At 34.2% G+C, this 20,810-nt stretch carries 21 protein-coding genes and 1 riboswitch; of the genes, 14 read left to right on the top strand and 7 right to left on the bottom strand.

Features of this window, described 5'->3' with window-relative positions; all coding sequences use genetic code 11:
* Positions 1-140: 140 nt before the first annotated feature.
* Positions 141-2,423, top strand: a complete 2,283-nt coding sequence (locus tag DN394_RS26125; protein ID WP_098209082.1) for a nitrilase-related carbon-nitrogen hydrolase — start codon at positions 141-143, stop codon at positions 2,421-2,423.
* 137 nt (positions 2,424-2,560) lie between these two features.
* Positions 2,561-3,289 (top strand): NAD-dependent protein deacylase, encoded by a 729-nt coding sequence (locus DN394_RS26120; protein WP_141498611.1) that lies wholly within the window; start codon positions 2,561-2,563, stop codon positions 3,287-3,289.
* Between the two features lie 47 nt (positions 3,290-3,336).
* On the opposite strand, the gene DN394_RS26115 is transcribed toward DN394_RS26120, so the two are convergent.
* On the bottom strand, positions 3,337-3,915 hold the full coding sequence (locus tag DN394_RS26115) for a hypothetical protein (RefSeq protein WP_097915336.1): 579 nt from the start codon (positions 3,913-3,915) through the stop codon (positions 3,337-3,339).
* Between the two features lie 279 nt (positions 3,916-4,194).
* On the opposite strand from DN394_RS26115, the gene DN394_RS26110 reads away from it, so the two are divergent.
* Both DN394_RS26110 and lepB read left to right on the top strand, forming a co-directional pair.
* Entirely contained in the window at positions 4,195-6,348 is a 2,154-nt protein-coding gene (locus DN394_RS26110; RefSeq protein WP_098110302.1) for a peptidoglycan D,D-transpeptidase FtsI family protein, read from the top strand.
* Positions 6,349-6,430: 82 nt separating this feature from the next.
* Entirely contained in the window at positions 6,431-6,952 is a 522-nt protein-coding gene (lepB, locus tag DN394_RS26105; protein ID WP_098110301.1) for a signal peptidase I, read from the top strand.
* A 33-nt stretch (positions 6,953-6,985) separates the two neighbouring features.
* Here the strand turns inward: lepB and DN394_RS26100 are convergent, their stop codons facing one another.
* Positions 6,986-7,609 carry a CmcI family methyltransferase gene (locus DN394_RS26100; protein ID WP_033658741.1) on the bottom strand — a complete coding sequence of 208 codons (624 nt, stop codon included), beginning with the start codon at positions 7,607-7,609 and terminating at the stop codon, positions 6,986-6,988.
* Between the two features lie 225 nt (positions 7,610-7,834).
* On the opposite strand from DN394_RS26100, the gene DN394_RS26095 reads away from it, so the two are divergent.
* Both DN394_RS26095 and DN394_RS26090 read left to right on the top strand, forming a co-directional pair.
* On the top strand, positions 7,835-8,020 hold the full coding sequence (locus DN394_RS26095; protein WP_075307765.1) for an antitoxin VbhA family protein: 186 nt from the start codon (positions 7,835-7,837) through the stop codon (positions 8,018-8,020).
* A gap of 150 nt (positions 8,021-8,170) precedes the next feature.
* Positions 8,171-9,028 carry a PhzF family phenazine biosynthesis protein gene (locus DN394_RS26090; RefSeq protein ID WP_046959841.1) on the top strand — a complete coding sequence of 286 codons (858 nt, stop codon included), beginning with the start codon at positions 8,171-8,173 and terminating at the stop codon, positions 9,026-9,028.
* Positions 9,029-9,077: 49 nt separating this feature from the next.
* Here DN394_RS26090 and DN394_RS26085 read toward each other — a convergent pair whose 3' ends face one another.
* Positions 9,078-9,839 (bottom strand): class I SAM-dependent methyltransferase, encoded by a 762-nt coding sequence (locus DN394_RS26085; protein WP_046959840.1) that lies wholly within the window; start codon positions 9,837-9,839, stop codon positions 9,078-9,080.
* Positions 9,840-10,316: 477 nt separating this feature from the next.
* Here DN394_RS26085 and DN394_RS26080 point away from each other — a divergent pair, with 477 nt between their 5' ends.
* Together DN394_RS26080 and DN394_RS26075 are read left to right on the top strand one after the other, a co-directional pair.
* Positions 10,317-10,517, top strand: coding sequence for a hypothetical protein (locus tag DN394_RS26080; RefSeq protein ID WP_046959839.1), 201 nt, complete (start codon positions 10,317-10,319; stop codon positions 10,515-10,517).
* Positions 10,518-10,592: 75 nt separating this feature from the next.
* Positions 10,593-11,576, top strand: a complete 984-nt coding sequence (locus DN394_RS26075) for a hypothetical protein (RefSeq protein ID WP_098209083.1) — start codon at positions 10,593-10,595, stop codon at positions 11,574-11,576.
* Positions 11,577-11,686: 110 nt separating this feature from the next.
* On the opposite strand, the gene DN394_RS26070 is transcribed toward DN394_RS26075, so the two are convergent.
* The 3 genes from DN394_RS26070 to DN394_RS26060 all read right to left on the bottom strand — a co-directional run bounded on the left by DN394_RS26070 (position 11,687) and on the right by DN394_RS26060 (position 14,376).
* A complete protein-coding gene (locus DN394_RS26070; RefSeq protein WP_097915348.1) occupies positions 11,687-12,457 on the bottom strand; it encodes a DNA alkylation repair protein in 771 nt (256 codons plus the stop codon).
* Between the two features lie 33 nt (positions 12,458-12,490).
* Positions 12,491-12,796, bottom strand: coding sequence for an iron-sulfur cluster biosynthesis family protein (locus tag DN394_RS26065; RefSeq protein WP_001026173.1), 306 nt, complete (start codon positions 12,794-12,796; stop codon positions 12,491-12,493).
* Between the two features lie 113 nt (positions 12,797-12,909).
* A complete protein-coding gene (locus DN394_RS26060) occupies positions 12,910-14,376 on the bottom strand; it encodes an amino acid permease (RefSeq protein WP_088063865.1) in 1,467 nt (488 codons plus the stop codon).
* Positions 14,377-14,488: 112 nt separating this feature from the next.
* Positions 14,489-14,681: riboswitch (Lysine riboswitch) on the bottom strand.
* Positions 14,682-15,067: 386 nt separating this feature from the next.
* Between DN394_RS26060 and DN394_RS26055 the strand changes: the two genes are divergently transcribed.
* Positions 15,068-15,517, top strand: a complete 450-nt coding sequence (locus DN394_RS26055) for a GNAT family N-acetyltransferase (RefSeq protein WP_097915352.1) — start codon at positions 15,068-15,070, stop codon at positions 15,515-15,517.
* 39 nt (positions 15,518-15,556) lie between these two features.
* Here DN394_RS26055 and DN394_RS26050 read toward each other — a convergent pair whose 3' ends face one another.
* A complete protein-coding gene (locus DN394_RS26050) occupies positions 15,557-16,567 on the bottom strand; it encodes a sulfite exporter TauE/SafE family protein (protein WP_141520992.1) in 1,011 nt (336 codons plus the stop codon).
* 98 nt (positions 16,568-16,665) lie between these two features.
* On the opposite strand from DN394_RS26050, the gene DN394_RS26045 reads away from it, so the two are divergent.
* From DN394_RS26045 to DN394_RS26025, 5 genes are all read left to right on the top strand, one after another.
* On the top strand, positions 16,666-17,463 hold the full coding sequence (locus tag DN394_RS26045; protein ID WP_149294384.1) for a VOC family protein: 798 nt from the start codon (positions 16,666-16,668) through the stop codon (positions 17,461-17,463).
* Positions 17,464-17,477: 14 nt separating this feature from the next.
* Positions 17,478-18,416, top strand: coding sequence for an aminoglycoside phosphotransferase family protein (locus DN394_RS26040; RefSeq protein ID WP_098128194.1), 939 nt, complete (start codon positions 17,478-17,480; stop codon positions 18,414-18,416).
* Positions 18,417-18,429: 13 nt separating this feature from the next.
* On the top strand, positions 18,430-19,173 hold the full coding sequence (locus DN394_RS26035; protein WP_098209087.1) for a metallophosphoesterase family protein: 744 nt from the start codon (positions 18,430-18,432) through the stop codon (positions 19,171-19,173).
* Between the two features lie 173 nt (positions 19,174-19,346).
* On the top strand, positions 19,347-20,015 hold the full coding sequence (locus DN394_RS26030) for a nucleoside/nucleotide kinase family protein (protein ID WP_098705378.1): 669 nt from the start codon (positions 19,347-19,349) through the stop codon (positions 20,013-20,015).
* A gap of 42 nt (positions 20,016-20,057) precedes the next feature.
* On the top strand, positions 20,058-20,600 hold the full coding sequence (locus DN394_RS26025) for a GrpB family protein (protein ID WP_098209089.1): 543 nt from the start codon (positions 20,058-20,060) through the stop codon (positions 20,598-20,600).
* The last annotated feature ends 210 nt before the right edge of the window (positions 20,601-20,810 follow it).

Genomic DNA, 20,810 nt, shown 5'->3' with positions numbered 1-20,810 from the left:
TTTTACAAAAAATGAGTATTATTATATATTTATATAAGGAAATTGATATTGATGCTTTGAGAATTAGTTATCTAATAGAATATAGAGAATTTGACTTTAGGTTAAGCACTCAGTGTAATTCACAAGAATGAGGGGTAAATATGGCGAAAGATTCTACAAAATCAATTCAAGAGAAACTTAAGAAAATTGGCGAGAATTTAGGTTTTTTTAGTGAAAAGGAGTTCCAATTTTCCGGTAGGGGTTATTTACCTAAATACGATGTTGTATGGTTTTTAGATGTTACTGAATTAAACATTCAGGACTTACCAGGTATTCAGCTATATGAAAGAAGATATTTGCCTTTTGCTACATTTGAAATAGAAGGTTCAACACCTTCATCTAAATATCAAATCGGGAATATTGGTAATTTACTAATCTCTCCATGCCAATATCGATTTATGATTGTCGATAATAGTAATGCTACAACAGAAAAAGATACATACCGTCGTGGTGTTAAGATTACAAGAACGGTACACGAAAATATAGGCGATCATCAAATTGTTTTTATCGATGCTTCGATGCTTGATAATTTAGATGTAATTAGCCCAACTAGAATTCATTTCAAGAACGATCATATAACGAGAGATAACGGTTCTGGTGGTGAGACGAAGTCTAAACTGATAAATAAAAAGGTATTAGCTGAACTCGCTCATACGAATTTGTCAATTTCTGAAGACAAAGAGCCAGAGTATTTTAAAATGCTATTTTCACTTGAAAAACAACGACTTATTTCACCTACTTACACAGTTGAACCAGTAAAATTTAAACAAAAACAAATTAAAACTGATAAGAGCTATTATTATATACCAAAGATAGATATTTCAGCAGGTTTTACAATCACAGATGGGTTTATAGACTTTCTTATGCAATTAGCCATTCATTTAAAATCAGATGTTGTTCATCATCCTTTGCTATATTTTATTAAAACAAAGAAAGTAACTGAGTTGTACTACCCTTTGCTTGGAATTGAAATAGAAACAGCGAATTCAAAACATGCAATTGGTAGTTTGCTCAACGCATCTAGATATCACCAGTTTGGATGGTTTGTAGGTTCGAACGAGATAAAACATGTATTTGATACATATCAATATCACCTTGGGCTACGTAATGTAACCTTTCGAAGTACGGAGGATTTAAAGAGTGAAGAAACGGGCATGAAATTTTTATTGGTGCAGCCATATTATGACGGTAAAAATAAATATAACTACGAAAAAATCTATGACAAAATCATAGATATTACTTTAGAACATCCTGTTGATTTAGTTGTTTTTCCCGAGGCATTTATTTTGGGCAATGAAGATGTAACTGAGTGCATTGAAATGACTAAACGTATCTCAACTATCTGTAACACCCCGGTGTTGATAGGCGTTTCTTCCGATTTCGGTACAGAAGAAGCATATTTTTATAATCCGACAACCGAAGAAGAAACGGAATGGAAGTTATATGCTAAGCATTCAACAGCTGAAAAAGTAGCTTTTGAAGGGGAGTATGATGAGGAGTGCTTACAGCAGCTGTATACACCAATAATACTAAATGGGAAGCAAATTCAGGTGTGTATTTGTCATGATATGTTTTACCCGCTTTTAATGGAGCGTCTGGAACAAGAGGGAATGGACATTCTTATCAACTTGACAGGTGGAAATGTGAAAATGTCTAAATGGACAAATATATTAAAAGGTCGCTCTATTGAGATGGAAGGCAGTGTATTATGTACAATGGCATATCATTCTAAACTGAGTCAAAAATCTGACCGAATCGCTTATCATACGGGGCAACGATTACAACCCATCTTCACACAAGGTGATGGAAGTAAAGAACATGCTTTCAGTATATTTGATATAGAGCAGCATTCGTTTATTACTGATGATGATCCGTATTATAGTGATAAAGAATATACAGAGTTTACGATTAGTAAGACAAAGGGTGACTGTATTTTAAATAATAATGGATTTGATACAGAGTTGCCTCTTGTGAAAGAATATGCAAACTCTTTAAGTGTGCAAAAAGGGAAAGAAAGAATTCATATACATGCGTATAACATCGATGAATTATACGACCGTACATGTGTCTATCGTGCGCCAAGAGAAGGAGATAGTCATGAAGTGTTTATATACTTTTGTGATGAAGAAATTGATCAAGAAAAAGCAATTACAATGCTAAAGTTACGTGTTATTGAAAATAGAATTGCTGCTGTTATTGTGGCACCGAATTTAATGATAGGGGCAAAGACAAATCGATATAAGGATGTACAATTATTTTCTGGGGATACTATTGGATTCGACTTGCAGCATATGACAGGCTTTGATAGCGTATATGAAAAGGCTCAAAGTAGTAATAAAGGTCTTAATCTAAAATTTAAAGAAGATTACGAAGCTCTAATTTAATCATGGCTACTTGGTAAATTTGTTAAATAGTTAGTACAAGATAATTAACTTAGAAGAATTAAATACACCGAATCGTACAACACCTCTTATAAACAACTGGTATAATAAGTATAGCAATATACATAGAGGTGATTTTTGTGCAACAATTTGAAGAAGTACGTTTAATTTTAGAAAAAGCGAAGAAAATTACAGTGTTAACAGGCGCTGGTGCAAGTACGGAAAGTGGTATCCCAGATTTCCGTTCAGCAAATGGATTGTATGCTGATGCGAATGTGGAGATGTATTTATCAAGAGGATATTATAATAGAAGTCCGAAAGAATTTTGGAAGCATTATAAAGAAATCTTTCAAATTAATACGTTTCATCAATATAAACCAAATCGTGGCCATCGCTTTTTAGCTAAATTAGAAGAACAAGGGAAAGACATTACGATTTTAACGCAAAATATTGACGGTTTACATCAATTAGGCGGTAGTAAGCATGTCATTGATTTACATGGAACACTTCAAACAGCACATTGTCCGAAGTGTAAAGCGGGATATGATTTGCAGTATATGATTGATCATGAAGTGCCTCGCTGCGGGAAGTGTAATTTCATTTTAAATCCAGACGTTGTTTTATACGGAGATACATTGCCGCAATATCAAAATGCGATAACACGTTTATATGAAACAGATGTACTTATCGTTATGGGAACGTCATTAAAAGTACAACCCGTCGCTTCATTCCCGCAAATCGCAAAGAGGGAAATAGGGGCAACGACCATTTTAGTAAATGAAGAGTTAACAGGGCAAGAATATAACTTTGATTTTGTTTTTCAAAATAAGATTGGTGAGTTTGTTGAAGGGCTATCTTCAATGAAATAAGTTATCGGAAAAACTGAGGTATCCACCTCAGTTTTTTATTTGAGTAATTACTGTTTAAAACATTCCGATAACGTAGTAACCACATCTCTATAATTAATAAAAAAGCGTTTCGTAGGTAAAATAGCAGCGTAAGAAGTAGTATTATTTTTAACGAATACACAGTCGTCATAAAGTAAGTTAATATGTAGCTGTTGTAAAGGTTCTATTTCGTTTTGCTTTAAGTATAAAACTAAGTCATTATAAAGTTGCGTATTATACTCACTTACAGACCATTCTAATGAATGTTGACCTGCTATGCTAGTCCACCATACTTTAAAACTACAAAGTATTTCTTTAAAGGATTCCTCATTACATAATTGAGTGTCAAAAAGCTTCTCGTAAAAGATATTATTTTCCTCATAAAAAATTTGTAAATCATATCTGTCGTCAGTAATTTGTTTGCGAAGAGTAAGCCATAATTCTTTGAAATTCACTTCAAAGTCATTAGAAAAATTTAATTGTCTTGCTATGTAAGGAAACCGCAAATTTTCTTTATTCTCTGGTTGGTTAAGATAAATATTTTGAATATAAATCATAAAGTTTAAACAATATGACGTATTAGTATGTATTGTAAATGAATCTGTCATTTCATTTTCTCCTTAGTAATGTCTTTTATTGTTAGTATACAGAGAAATGTAAATGAATGGTATGAAAAAACAATTGTATACACTCTTTCTTTTAGAATAACATTCATGTTATTCCTTAATAAGGGAATGGTAATAAATAGGACATAAAATTAAAAAACTGAAAATTAAATCTTTTATTTCTTTAGTAATTAATATAAAATTCTATATATATCATATAAATAAATTTGATACATAATGGTTCTATGTAGAAATGTTAATAGAATGAAGCGAGGGAGCGAAATGAGACAGAAAAAGGAGCAGAAGAAACAATCGAAAAAGAAAAAGACTCATATTCCTTTTCGATTAAATGTACTATTTTTTATCGTCTTTCTTTTATTTTCAGCTATTATAATTCAATTAGGTAAAGTACAAATCATTGATGGAGAAACGTATAGAAATGAAGTGAACAAAAAGGAAGATGTAACGGTAAGCACACCTGTTCCTAGAGGGAAAATGTTTGATCGGGTAGGTCAAGTGATTGTAAATAACAAACCGCTACGAACCGTTACATATACGAAAATGAAAGGAGCAGATTCGAAAGAAGTTTTACAAGTAGCAAGAAACTTAGCCCAGCTAATTGAAATGTCGCCAGAAGATATAAATAAGTTGACAGAAACAGATAAAAAAGATTTTTGGATGCAGTTAAATGAAAAACGAGCAGCAGAAAAAGTGACGAAAGAAGATGAGAGTAAATTTAGGAAGCAAGAGATAGAAGGGAAAGAATTAGATAAAAAAGTAGAAGAGTTGCGCCGAGAAAGAATTACGCAAGAAGAATTAAGCGAACTTTCAAAAGAGGACTTAGAAGTACTAGCAATTAAAAGTAGGATGAATGCGGGATATAAAATGACGCCGCAAATTGTTAAAAAAGATGTAAGTCAAAATGAATATGCAATCGTAAGTGAAAGATTGGCAAGTTTGCCAGGAGTGGATACGACAGTGGATTGGGAACGTGAATACCCAAATGATAAAATACTTCGTTCCATACTTGGTAGCGTTTCTACTGAAAATGAGGGCTTGCCGAGAGAACAGTTAGATTATTATTTAGTGCGTGATTATAACCGAAATGATCGCATTGGTAAGAGTTATATCGAGAAACAGTACGAAGATGCATTACATGGAACGAAAGAACAGTCTAAAAATATTACGGATAAAGCGGGAAATATTATTCGGACAGAAAAAGTGACTGAAGGAAAAAGTGGAAATAATTTAATGTTAACAGTAGATATGGAGTTACAGAAAAAAGTAGAGGAAAGTCTTGAAAAGAATTTACGAGCATTTCATTCTGCAGAGCCGATGATGGATCGCGCGTTCGTTGTAATGATGAACCCGAAAAACGGCCAAATTTTATCAATGGCAGGAAAGAAAATTGTAAATAAAGATGGCGGAATGCAAATAGAAGACTTTGCTTTAGGAACGATGACAAGTTCTTATGAATTAGGGTCAACTGTGAAAGGGGCTACGTTATTAGCCGGATATCAAACTGACACAATTAAGCCGTATACGCATTTCTTTGATGCACCGATGTATTTTAAAGGAAGTACTAAGCCAAAGAAATCGTGGAAAGACTTTGGTGATATTGATGATTTAAGAGCTTTACAAGTTTCATCAAACGTTTATATGTTTAATACAGCTTTAAAAATGGCAGGTATAAATTATGTGCCAAACAATCCGTTAGATATTAAAAAAGAGACATTTAATAAAATGCGCTACTACTTTAGACAGTTTGGCTTAGGGGTACCGACTGGAATTGACTTGCCGAATGAATCGATTGGTCAAATGGGTAGAACGGATAACATACCTGGTTTTTTACTTGATTACGCGATTGGACAGTACGATACATATACGCCGCTTCAACTTGCTCAATATATGTCAACAATTGCAAACGGCGGCTACCGAATGAAACCACAAATTGTGCAAGAAGTGAGAGAGCAACCACATAGACCAGAGGATGTTGGAAAAGTTGTTCGGTCTATTGAACCAGTTATTTTAAATCGAGTGGATATGGACACTTCATACATTAATCATGTAAAAGAAGGATTTAGAAGAGTTTTTCAAGAAACTGACGGAACAGGTACGGCAACGTTTAAAGGATTACCATATAAACCAGCTGGAAAAACAGGAACAGCTGAAACTGTATACGGTGGAGAAAGTGATATTGGAAGAGATGAAAACAATAACCGGAAAAAATGTTATAATTTAACTCTTGCCGGTTATGCACCATATGATGCTGATCCAGAAGTAGCTTTTTCAGTTGTTGTACCTTGGGTGAATGATGACAAATCAGGAATTAATTCCGCGATTGGTAAAGAGATTTTGGATGCGTATTTTGAATTGAAAACGAAAAGAGCGGGTGGAAATCCAGTCCCAGTAGAACAGCCGAACAAGGCCCAGTAAAAATAGTATCACTGCATGGAGACATATTGTGCAGTGATATATTTTTTGAGTTAAAAAGCGTTTAAATAAGGTGGGAATGGATATGAAACAGGAGATTAAAAGAGGCTGGGGGAAATACATACTCTTCGTGTTTGTTTTGGTAGTAGCCTATCATTCTTTTACTTTATGTAAAGTGGAAGGGAAATCGATGCAACCGACTTTATATGAAGAAGACTACGTATTTGTAAATAAAGCAGCAGTATATTTTTCAAATTTAGAGCACGGAGAAATTGTCATTATAAAGGAAGAGGATGAGTCGAAATATTATGTAAAACGAGTAATAGGACTTCCTGGTGACGTAATTAACATAAAGAATGGATCAGTATATTTGAATGATAAAAAGCAAGAAGAACCGTATACAAATAAAGATTTATTCAATAATACGCAAGTGTTTTATAACTTTCAAAAGACGAAAATCCCGCCAAATAAATTATTTGTAATGGGAGATAACCGTGAACTTAGTAGAGATAGTCGAAATGGCTTAGGATATATTGAAGAAGATAATATAATAGGCAAAGTGGAATTTGTATATTATCCTTTTTCAAAAATGAAGATTATAGAATAAGTGGGGTTATACAAAACCCCACTTATTAAAGTTTCACTTTATCTTCTTTAAAAAACCTTTTGGATTAAATGAAATGAAAAACTTATGTTTAGATTCATCAATTATGAAGTTGTTGTTTTTAGCTAAAAACTCTTCTACAGCTTCCATTGGGCCGGGGCCCCAATCGGGAGAAACAGGATTTCCATTAATAGATGTATCCTCTACAATAATATAACTACCAGTAGTAACGATAGATTTATAAAGTAAAAGTTCTTTTGATACATGCTCTTTACTATGATCAGAATCTAAAATAACTAAAATCACATCATCAGGTTTGCGCATATTTAATATAGTTTGAACGGCATGTACAGAAACAGAAGAAGCTGTTACATACGTAATTCGGTCATGGGATGGACGATTTGGTTGAGGGAATATATCAATAGTAACAACGTGACCCTTTCCAATTAAATCTAATATAGAAGCTAAATACAATGCGCTACCACCATAACAAGTGCCACATTCAATAATTAAATCGGGTTTTAATTCGTAAATAATTTCTTGATACAAAAAAAGATCAGAGGGAAGTTTGAAAATGGGGACCCCGAGCCAGTGTGTATCATGTAACCAAACGTTGCTGTCGTAATAAAGTTTTAGAAATTCATTGCTTATAGTATCGATGTTAATTCTCCTTTCTAAAAAGGATTCTTTCGCTTTACGTAAAGTGCTTACGTATGAAAGTTGTACTATATATTATGTGATAAGGAATTGTAAGGCGAGTGTTTTTACTTAAAAATAAGCTAAATAACTCATGTGTAAAGGGAAGGAAATGGACGTATGTATAAGTACACAATTTGCTTCATTAGAAAAGGAAATGAAAATGATGTGAAGGAGATAACTTAAATTATGGCATTCAAAAGCGAGGAAGAACTGAATAAAGCTTTCGAGGCAGCTAAAGCGAGCCTAGAAATAGAAGGTATGACCATTACAAAAGAAATGGAAAAAGTTATAAAAGAAAAGTTAGCCGGAAAGATAACGCACGAGCAACTTATTACATTAGCTGATGCGATTGCGAGAAGCGAACTTACTTAACGAACTAGAGGCCGCTACAAACTATTTTTGGAGAGTTCAGATACTAAAAAAATAGTTTGTCTCTTGCTTTATAGAAAATTTATCCAACAATATATATATGTAGTACGTTCTATGCTACAATTTACTATAAGTGAGGAAGGAAGGTGTCTTATGAAAATATCTGTTTATGTTGCAAGTGCATTTAGCAAGGATCATAAAGGCGGAAATAAAGCAGGAGTGGTATTTATGGAGAATACATTGACCACTACTCAAAAAATGGCAATAGCCAAACAACTGGGCTATGCGGAAACTGCATTTATATCAGAGTCCGAAATTGCTGATTATAAATTTGAGTATTTTACACCAAAAGAGGAAGTTGATTTATGTGGTCATGCCACAATTGGCTCTTTCGCGATACTGATGCATGTAAATAAACTTTTCAAGAATCGCTATACGATTGAAACGAACAGCGGTGTTCTTACTATTACCATAAAAGATGACATCATATTCATGGAACAAAACGAACCGATATTCTATGATGTTATATCTCCAAATGAGTTTATCGATTGCTTTGACATTAAAGATATAGACAATACATACCCAATTCAAATTGTCTCCACGGGCTTAAAAGATATTTTAATTCCTATAAAAAGCGAAACACAATTACATACAATGCAACCTAATTTTGAAAAAATTAAAGAAATCAGCAAGTATTATAATGTTGTCGGGATGCATCTATATACTTTTAATGACAATCGAATTATATGCAGAAACTTTGCTCCGCTATACGACATCAATGAAGAAGCAGCGACTGGAACTTCAAACGGTGCATTAGCTTGCTACCTTTATGAACAGCGCTACTTACAAAAAGAAGTCTATGTATTTGAACAAGGTTATTCTTTACATTCGCCTTCCGAAATATTAGTTAAATTAGCAACCGATAGCAACAATAAAATAGAAAAAGTTTATGTTGGTGGCAAAGGCTATTACTGTGAAACGAAGTGTTTAAATATAGAAAATATTGAGTGAAAATAAAAAAAGAGATGGTAGATCCATCTCTTTTTCATATGCTCCATGATTAACCGCGAATCGCTTTAATCATAAAACGATGTTGCTTCACATCAAAATATCCTTTTTGCAAGATGATCTCATGTATACGATATAATTCCTCATAGTAACCTTCGACAGTAAAATCAGGAATTTGCCACGGAACTGCTTTTAAATAATAGACGATAGCGCCAATGTCGTAAAAGCGTTGAAAAGGGAACTCTTCTTTTGCTTCTAAAATAGTAAATCCATTTTGCGTTAACTCAATACAAGCCGCTTCGAGCGACCAACTTGCAAATTCGCTATTTAGCGGTGCGTTAAACTGCTCATTTAGTTTCGCACAATCGAGACCACCAACTTGTTGTGTAAGGAAAATTCCATTTGGAGAAAGGATTCTGTTTACCTCAGAGGCAGCATATGATTCATGCTGATTTATGATTAAATCAAACTGACCATCTTGAAATAGTAAAGCAGTATCGTCAATCACTTCTACAACAGTAACCCCTAAAGGCTCTAATTTCTTCCGAGCAATTGGCACGTTTGGAGCGTAGCCCTCAGTAGCATAAATAGTTGACGAGAACGGTTGTAACATAGATAAAAACTCTCCACCGCCAGTACCCATATCGAGCATTGATTCTGTATACTGCATAAGTTGAAAAGCAGTGCTGCCGTACGACCACGATAAAGGCTCACTCTTCATTCGACCTGTTTCTGAAATGTAAGAAAAATCCCAGCCGCTAAAATTTGTATTAGCACTTTCTAATAAAGTTAAAAATAATGGATCACGTTTCATAATTATGTCCTCCTATTTTGTAAGTAAATGATATGATGAGAAAAGAAAAAAGGAGGACCTCTTATTAAAATGGAACGGTTTTACGATTCATGTTCGAATAGATTCATATAAATTCGCTCCTTGTGAGAATGATTATTTATATATTCGGGATAATCGAGTAGAAATCCTTTGAAGTTATTAGGCAAGGTGAGAGTACAACTAAATTTTGGATGGGGTATATAGTGAAACTGCATTGTGCCAAGATATTTTGTGAAATATGATATTTCACATTTCTGTTACATAACAATAAAGTCGTACTGTTTATAAAAAAATGGAACCGTTCACTCCCTTTAGATTTACTTATCTATGAGGATGTTTTTTATTAATATAAGAAATTGATATATATACTGAATATAAAAATTTTATTCTTTGAAAATATTCCATAATTTAGTATTGTTTATATATGGAATATTTTGTTTGTACGAAAGGGGGAATAAGATGTTTTTACAAAAGTATAAGGGTTTGATTCTAGGGATAGTGGGTGCTGTATTAGGAGTAATATCCTTTGTTTACCTTAAAGATTTGGATTATATATATAAGACGGGCCTTAAGTTATTATCTGTAACATTAATCGTTATAGGATGGGTTATTGCCTGCGATTCGACCCGTTTCTATAAAAAAGAGAATAATAATGTATAGGTGTTATTATTCTCTTTTTTATACAGTCTTTAATTAGCGAACATTTCTTATGCAAGGAAGAGGGCAAGGTGCTATATGAAAAGAATGAAAAATGTAATGTTGCTATTGTTATGTTTCTTATGTTTAAGTGGTTGTAATTATGAAGATGAAGATCAGGTGAAAAAATATGTAAAAAAAAAGCACGGAATGGATGTGATTGTAACAGGTTGGGGTGGTATAAATGAAGGGAATATGGGACATACATATCATACTGTTCAAGCGAAAAATAACAAAAATATTCAATTTAGAGTAGAAGTAGATGGCATCTTATATTCAAGAATAAAAGGTGATGAATATCAATACGGGAAAAAAACATATGAGGAATATAAGAAATTCAAACCAATGCTAGAAGAAATTAAAAAATTAGGTTACGTGGAACCTGAAAATAAAAATGTTTTTCAATATATAGTGGATGATGATTATATAGAGGAGAAACCAACTGATAAGTTATTATTAACTTTAAAAACGAGTGACAAGATTGATTACAGTCAATTTGAATCAAAAGAATTAGATCGTTTATATGCTCTATTCCAATTCGTTCAGAAGAGTAATAAAAAGATAACAAAACTTGAAATTGAGGATCATAATGGTGAATCTATAGGCTTACCTTTTGATAATGTGCAAAAAGCTATAACGAAAGAAGAACTGCTTTTAACAATGAAAAACACTGTAAGAGGTTATTGGACATATTTGATTCAAACTGAAACAAAAGTAGGCGAAAGGTTAAATGAAATTCAAAATGATCGTTTTGTAATTGAAGGTATTACTTGTTCACACCCGAAAGACGGCAACTGTCTAGAGTATGAATTGACTTTAGTTTTCAATGACAGTGAGATAAAATATAGAAATGATTCCTATGTAATAGAGGATTTGAGAAAGGTAGTCACTATTCTTAAAGAAGAACTATATAATAAGGAATTTAACATATTTTTAAGGAACAAGGATGGAACAAGTTACTCACTCTGGCTATCATCAGAAAAAATCAAGAAAAATGATAACATAGAAGAGCTAGTAAAATAAAGGTATAAAGAAGAATTTTAAAGCACTTTTTACGTTTATTATTGCTTTATTCAAAAGGAAAAACCGCTTATACTTCATTTTTGAAGCATAAGCGGTTTTGTTTAAAATACTCAAAAAGAAAAATCTTTTGGCAAAGTACCATTTTTAATAACCGTTCGTAACCCATGTTTTATAATCCAAAGGTTAACAGGATGCTGTTTATCGCGTAATTGTTGTAACCATTGAAAAACGAGTTCTTTATCTTCTTTCGTAATATCGTTAATATGATTGGCTACTGATTTTTGGACATATTTAGACGGATCATTCATTAATGGCTCAAGAAGCTGTAAATTGTTCTTAAAGTCACCTTTCAGAGCTCCTATTTTTTTAGCCCAAGGAAGTCTTGGTCTTGTACCTTCGGAAACTAATCTTCTAATATGGCTGTTTTCATCATGAATCCACTGTTGTAATATGCCTAGTGTGTCTTCATGGTATGTTTCAAGAAAAGGCCGAATGGCATATTCAGCAGTATTCCTTTTTGTTATTTCATACATTGCGTTGAATGAAGTTTCAAAATCGTTAAGCCCATATTTTTCAACGTATTTTGCAATAGGCATGTACATATATCCGTTTGTAAATGTGCCTACTTCTGTTGTGTTTTCTGGCCCCAATGTTTTCAGTAAAATATGTATTGCTGCATTAAAATCTTTTTGTAATGCATCGTGTAATTCATCTGCTATTACTTCTATACGTTGCTTTAACTCAAAATTTTCAACTTTACATGTTACGGAAGATACGAAGTTTCTTTTAGAGAAAGTAGGATCGTGTTTACAAATAGAATCAGCCATTATTTCTGCTAATTCTTCATTAAATAAAAATTTTAACGGAACATAATTACCCATTTTTTCACCTCATTTGTAAGCTGAAAATAATTTTTATTTTTTAATCGACAACCCATAAACTAAAGTCTCACTCGGAGTCGTAATACTAAAACCTGTCGTTTTATAATCAAGTGTCACCGTATCACCAGTGTAGTCTTTCGTAAATGAATCCATTTGTACAATAAAATCAGCATCTTCATATACAACATCATCTGCATCATATGTATCCCAAATTAAATCAACATCAACGAAAATACTGCAAGAGTTTGTCATTGTTCCTCTAATGCGAATGATTTTTTTGTCTTCACGTTCTAATCTATGTATAGCTGCTTTTGCTTCATCAGTAATGCGAATGTTCATGGTATCCCAACCTTTATGTATATTTCCTTTATTATTGCAAAAACAGGAGCAATAGGGAAGGGAGAAGCATTGGAATAAAAAACGAGCAAACATATTTGTTTGCTCGTTTCATTTTATTTTAATTCACATTTATCAAGTGGGATCACTTTTGTTTTCTTCGTAAATTTATATCCTAACCATAGTACTAAGAAGAGTGGTAAACCGATGTAAGAAACGAGTACACCGTTCCAATCGATTGCTTCGCCCATAAATGCGCCGTAGTTTTGTCCTAAAATTACGATGACACAAAGTGCAAATGCGAAGATTGGACCGAACGGGAACCATTTTGCTCTATATGGTAAGTCTTTTAAATCTTTACCTTGAGCGATATATGCTTTACGGAAACGGTAATGACTAATTGCAATTCCGACCCATGCGATAAAGCCAGACATTCCAGATGCGTTTAATAACCAAATGTATACAACACCGTCACCGAATAAAGAAGCAATGAAAGCGATACTACCGACAATCGATGTTACGATTAATGCGTTAACAGGTACACCGCGGCTATCTAATTTACCAAGAAACTTCGGTGCTTTTCCTTGGCGAGCTAAGTCCCAAAGCATACGAGTTGATGCATACATACCAGAGTTACCAGCAGACAGTACTGCCGTTAAAATAACAGCGTTCATAACAGAAGCAGCAAAGGCAACGCCTGCTTTTTCAAAAATAAGTGTAAATGGACTTACTGTAACATCACTTGCGGCAAGGCTTTCAGTTGTATAAGGAATTAATAAACCGATAACGAGAATCGCAAGGATATAGAATAAAAGAATACGCCAAAAGATTGAGCGAATTGCTTTTGGAATGTTGCGCTCTGGATCAGCAGTTTCACCAGCGGCTACTCCTAATAATTCAGTTCCTTGGAAGGAGAACCCAGCAGCCATAAATACACCGATAATTGCCATAATGCCGCCATTAAATGGTGCATCTGCAACAGTGAAGTTTTTAAAGCCAACAGATTCGCCGCCCATAATTCCGAAAATCATCATGAAGCCGACAATTAAAAAGATAATAATAGTAACTACTTTAATAAGTGCGAACCAATATTCAGATTCACCAAACCCTTTAACAGATAAATAGTTTAAAAGGAAAATAATAGCTAAACATAATCCACTCCAAATAAGAGAAGGGGTATCTGGGAACCAAAATTTCATAATTAATGTTACAGCAGCGAGTTCAGCAGCAATTGTAATGGCCCAGTTATACCAATAGTTCCATCCAAGTGCAAAGCCAAGGGACGGATCAACAAATTTTGTTGCATAAGTACTAAAAGATCCAGTAACAGGCATGTAAGCTGCGAGTTCAGCTAAGCTTGTCATTAAAAAGTAAACCATAATTCCAATTGCGGCGTATGCAACTAATGCACCACCAGGCCCAGCTGAATGGATGACACCACCGCTGGCAAGAAATAGTCCGGTACCGATTGTACCACCGAGAGAAATCATCGTAAGGTGACGAGATTTTAATCCGCGTTTTAATTCACCTTGTCCTTGTGTAGTTTGCGTTTTAGAGGTAGCTTGATTCGTTGCGCTATTCATGTTCAACACTCCTTTTCTTGTAAGATAGGAAGGAACGGGGGAGAAAAATACAAAAAACCGCCAAAGGAATTTGGCGGAACGTTTCACAAATAACCACCCCATCATACCCTTCCGTTAAGATAGCACCCCACGTTTACACGGTAATTTTGTAAACGTGACAGTTCTGTTCCTTTCGGAGACAGCCCCAGCTCATATTTCCAGAGAAGAAATATAAACTTCGGCAACTTTTCCTTTCAAACGGAGTTGGTGACATTCTCTGTGTCTCGTCCGTTTTACTCATAAAAGTCGCAACCTCTACCTCATCGGATTGATGAGGATTTGATATATTGCTAAGATTTTTAATATATGGCAATTGTAATGACTTTCTGAATATATTGCAAGATATTTTGTTAGGAAAAGTCAAAAAATATCGGTTATTGTATAGGAAACGCTTGCAAAACTCCACCCGAACCTACTGTTATGTAACAAAAAATAAAGAAAGAAATTGTTATACAAATGTTTCGCAAAAAATATTGAAAAACCCTTTAAAAATAAAAGAAAATTCAGAAAATATAATTCGACATAACTATCAAAAGAGGATTATTCCTTAAATTCATTTCAAAGAATAAGTATAAATCTGATAAATAGAATGAATATTCTTTTTATTTCTGATAAAATTGAGGTATTGTTTAATTGAAAAGGGGAAATTAACATGCAATTAAAAACAGAAAGGCTCTATATAGTGCCGTGCACAGAAGAGAGTATGTACGTTGCTAACGAGCAAGGATATAATAGTGGTCCACATATTGTAGGGCATGTAGAAAATGTAAAAAAAGATGAGAATGTATTACCTTGGGGTGCGTGGTATGTCATTCGCAAAGAAGATGACATCGTTCTAGGTGATATTGGGTTTAAAGGGAAACCAAATGAAGAACATACAGTAGAAATTGGTTACGGATTTATTGAGAAATATTGGAATAAAGGGTATGCGACAGAAGCTGTAAGAGAACTAATAAATTGGGCTTTTCAAACAGGAGAGGTAGAAACGATTATTGCAGAGACACTTCTTGAGAATAATAGCTCGATTCGGGTATTAGAGAAATTACATATGAAGAGAATTGGCACTACAGAAACGATGATTAACTGGAAAATAGAAAAATAAAAAATACCGCTCGAGGTAAATCGGGCGGTATTTTTATCGTTATGGTAGCATTTGTTTTTGATCATTCGGATATCCGGCTGTCGATGCGTTAGAACGCTTGGAATGATTACGAACAGCAATGAAAATAGAAATAATAACGACAAGACCAACTGCCACGTAAGAAAGTGAAATAATAGTTGGATCAACTTTAAATGTAGTAAGCAATGTACGAATGTTTGTAAAGATAATAAGGCCACCAACTAATACGCCAAGTAAATGTGCTGGAACGATACGTACTAGCCATGCAGCGATTGGTGCCGCAACGATACCACCGAGCATGAGAGAAAATACCCAAACCCAGCTTACTTGTTCCCAACCAAGTGAAATGAAAAACCCAATTGTTGCAGCGAGTGAAACAGGAAATTCGCTCGTATCTACAGATCCAATAACTTTTCTAGCTTCATTTCCTCTTGCTAGAAGCACAGGTGTCGTAATCGGACCCCAGCCACCACCACCAGTTGAATCAACGAATCCAGCGAATAAGCCAAGCGGAACAAGTTGTTTAGCAGACATACGTTTTTTTGAAGTAACAATTTGTTTTTGAATGAGGAATCGTAATAAAATATAAACCCCTAAAGTAAATAAAAATACGGAAATGTACGGTTTAATTACATCACCAGGTAAATTGCTTAAAAAACATGCCCCAATAAATGCGCCAATTGCTCCTGGTAATGTAAGCCTGGAAACGGTATATTTATCAACGTTTCCAAATTTGATGTGAGATGCACCAGAAGCGGCTGTTGTAACGACTTCAGCTAAGTGAACAGATGCGGAAGCTACAGCCGGTGCGATACCAAACATTAATAATAGTGAGGTAGATGTTACCCCGTACGCCATTCCAAGCGCACCATCAATCAATTGAGCGAAAAATCCAATAATAGCAAAGACAATTAATTTCTGCATAAATAATCCCCCTGTAATAATAAATGAAAAAAGCACTTTTCCCGTATGAGAAAAGTGCCTTTGGTTTTTCCAATCAGCAATAATTAAATTTGTTTCATTATAATACATATTAATCGTATAAATCAACTAGGTTTTAAAGTTTTTTAAATTGAATGAAAGAAAAATAAAATATACAATAAAAGGATGGAGAGAAAGGGGAGAAAGACATGTTACGATTTGATCATCTCGCACACGCAGTACATGGTACACCGGAAGAAGCGGCAAAACAAATGCAGGAGCGTGGATTTCATACTGCACTAGGCGGAGATCATATTACTTGGGGTACTTGGAATAGTTTATGTTATTTTGATTTATCATATATAGAATTTTTAGCAGTTCAGCATGAAGAAAAAGCGAAGAAAGCAGACAATCCATTAGTACAAGAAACAGTAGTAAAATTACAAGACGGAGAAGGAATGCTACAAATCGCAATTCGAACAGATGCAATTGAAGACCTAGCAAATAATTTTAGTAAGCACGGTTTACATACGATAGGACCATTTGAAGGGAAACGTATGAGAAAAGATGGCCGCCTTTTAGAATGGAAAATGTTATTTATAAAGCAAGAAGAGAACGGACCGAAATTACCTTTCTTTATACAATGGAATGAAACGGACGAAGAAAGAAGAAACGATTTACGTAACATAGGGACGATCACTGAACATAAAAACAAAGTACAACAAATTGAAACGATTCATTACGCAGTGAAAAACGTTCGAGAAACAGTACGGAAATGGAAAGAAGTCATGGGGCTAACTGCAAGCCAAGTCGTTCAAAAGGAAGAATGGAATGCGGAGTGTCAAAGTGTATCGTTTGGTGACGTTCATGTGCAGTTTTGTGAACCAATAGGAGAAGGGTTAGTACTAGAACGTTTGAAGAATCATGGTGAATATCCATTTGCAGTGGAGTTTAAAGGTGAAAATATACGAGAGTATGAAGTGCTAGGTAGTTTGTACATATATTGATAGAGGTGAACGTTGTGAAGGAAATGCTTAGAGAGATAGAGAGAAAATTAGAATGGCCTCGTATTGTAAAGTGTACAGCTATTTCAAAAGGTTTTTCACATGAAGAGAAATATAAAATTGAATTAAAGAACCAAGAAACTTATTTTGTAAAAGTATGTGATGCTGTTCATTTTGAACGTAAACAAGAAGAATATATGTATATGAAACAATTAGAGTTATTACATATTCCAACGCCCAAGTTAATTCATTTTATAAAACTTGAGGATTTAAATAAATGTGTTCAAGTATTTGAATGGGCACAAGGTGTAAATGGTGAAGAAGGTTTAGGGAAGCTATCGGTGGAAGAACAGTATAATGCAGGGAGAAAAGCAGGGGAAGTATTAAAGAGGATCCACTCAATTGGAAGAGAAAGTGCAAGTAATAAATGGGAAGCGGTTCGATGGAATAAATACGAAAGATATGTAGAAGCGTTAGCAAACTATGAAATAGACTTCCTTGATTTGAAGCCAGTATTAAGTTTTGTAGGGGAGCATAAACAATTATTGAAAAATCGCCCAATCACATTTTTACACGATGACTTCCATCCAGCAAATAGTATGATTCATAATAAGGAGTTTATCGTTATCGATTTTGGTGGATATGATTTTGGCGATCCAATACACGATTTCTATAACGTAGCGATTTTTACTACAAGAATAAGCAAACCATTTGCGGTTGGACAAGTTCATGGTTATTGCGGGGGAGAACCGTCACTTCATTTTTGGCAACTGTATTCATTATATGCAGCAATGACATTCCCAGCTGATATCGTATGGACAAACCGAAGCACGCCACATTTAGTAAATGATATGAAAGAGAGATTAAACCGAATTATCGAAGATCATAACAATTTTTCATCCTATATTCCAAAATGGTATCAATCACAACATGAGGATATAATAAACAATAAGTAATGGAGGGATTCATATGGATAAAATAGCGGTAATTTCAGATATTCACGGTAATATTCCAGCTTTAGAATCTGTACTGAAAGATATTAAAGTAAGAGGAATTGAGCGCATTATTTGTCTTGGAGATTTAGTCGGAAAAGGTCCTCATTCAAGTGAAGTAATTGAAATCATTCGTAAAGAATGTGAAGGAGTTGTAATGGGGAACTGGGATGATTTCATTACAAAACCGACTGAATTTGAAGCATTAAAATGGCATCAAAAACAACTATTGGAAGAACAAAATGACTATTTAAGAAGCTTACCATTTTCAATCGAATTTTTTATGAGCGGCAAACTGATTCGTATGTTCCACGCTTCACCGAGAAGTTTATATGAAAGAATTCAACCACATGCCTCAAGAGAAGAGCGTATTAGTATGTTCGAAAATAGTGAGCTCACAGAGAATATAGAAGGGGAAAGAAAACCCGATGTCGTTTGCTACGGTGACGTTCACCAAGCGTTCGTTCAAAATTTCAGAGGGAAAACGTTATGTAATGCTGGTAGTGTAGGTAATCCTCTTGAAATTACACAAGCGTCCTATTTAATATTTGAAGGAACGTTCAATGAAAAAGAAGCAGCGAGCTTTTCTATTCAACTCGTACGTGTACCGTATGATATTGAATTGGCAATTCGGTTAGCTGAAGAACTAGAAATGCCCGAAATCGAGGAATACAAACAAGAGTTACGGACTGCATTGTATCGAGGGTTTAAGGGGAAGTAAGCCAATCATAATATATCAACGATTTTTCAAATATATCTATCGTAACTTAAAATATATCAACGATTTTTTCGATATATCGACGATTCGACAAAGGATATCGAATTACCGACGAATAGTGACATGAATTGTTACCTGTAATTATGTTATGTAAACTAATTGTAGGAGGAAATATCATGAATCGAATACAACGCATGAAAGAAATTGCTGATCATATTTTAAAATTAAACTTAACCCATCCAACAAGAGTTGGAGTAAGTGGTATTACAGCTTCAGGAAAAACAACATTTGCAAATGAACTAGCGGAAGAAATAAAAAAACGAGGGTTACCAGTAACACGCGCCAGCATTGATGATTTTCATAATCCGAGAGCGGTTCGCTATGCAAAAGGAAAAGAATCTGCAAGAGGGTATTACGAAGATGCACACGATTATACAGCTTTTAAAGAAAGATTATTAAAGCCTTTAGGACCAAACGGGAATTTAAAATATGAAACGAGTTCTCATAATTTAAAAACGGATATGCCTGTACATAATGAGCCATTAGTGGCCACGCAAAATATGATATTAATAGTAGATGGAACGTTTCTATTGAAAAAAGAAGTTGAGCATTTATTTGATTACAAAATCTTTGTAGATACAGATTTTGAGATTGCGAGAAAACGTGGCGCAAAGCGTGAGACGGAGGCTTTTGGAAGTTATGAAGAAGCAGAGAAAATGTTTTTAACCAGATATCATGCGGCCTGTAAGATGTATATAGATGAGCATAATCCGAAAAGTTGTGCGGATGTTATATTTCGGAATAATAACTTTGATGATCCAGTAGTTGTATATAAAGAAATTTAAGATTGTTTATACAGCAAAAAATTCGTGAAGGGGATGCTTTGGATGGATAAGAAAGATAATCCGAACGATTGGCCTGTATGGGCGAATGAGTCAGTAGAGATAGTTAATGCAAATCCTGATTGGCAAGATAAAGGTCGATGTGAAGAGCAGCAACTATATGAACTGCTTGCTCCTCTCGGTATAAGCAAAGTAATACATATAGGAAGTACATCCATACCTGGTTTACCAGCAAAACCTATCATTGATTTAATGGCTGAAATAGACTCATTTGATAGAGTACTACATATTTCAGCGAAATTGGCCATATATAATTGGCATTATGTAAGCCCAGAATTAGATGAAAGACCTTGGAGAAGGTTCTTTGTGAAAGTTAAGAATAATAGGCGTGTAGCACACCTGCATTTGATGGTTAAAGGAACTGAGAGATGGGAGCAACAACTTTTATTTCGTAACCGCTTACGAGAAAATCCACAATTAGTTTATGAGTATTCAAATCTTAAACAAGATTTAGCTAAAAGATTTAACCAAGATAGAGAAGCCTACACAAAAGCTAAAACAGAATTTATTAAGCAAGTTCTAAAATGATACAACCTTGGAGTGTAACTACGTGTGAATACAAAAGAAAAGACATACTTTATTTTATAACTTAAACTTACATGAGATGCATGTAAACAAAGTGAGAGACTGCGATGTTCTAATGTATTTCCTTTTATTTATCAGGATAAATTATATATAATTGAATCAAGTTCATATAAGGATAGGCAATTTCAGGGGATAAGGCGAAAATATGTTAAA

This window comes from Bacillus sp. BB081 (assembly GCF_008368895.1).
Classification (GTDB): Bacteria; Bacillota; Bacilli; order Bacillales; family Bacillaceae_G; genus Bacillus_A; species Bacillus_A wiedmannii.
This window is presented reverse-complemented; position numbering and strand designations above follow the sequence as displayed.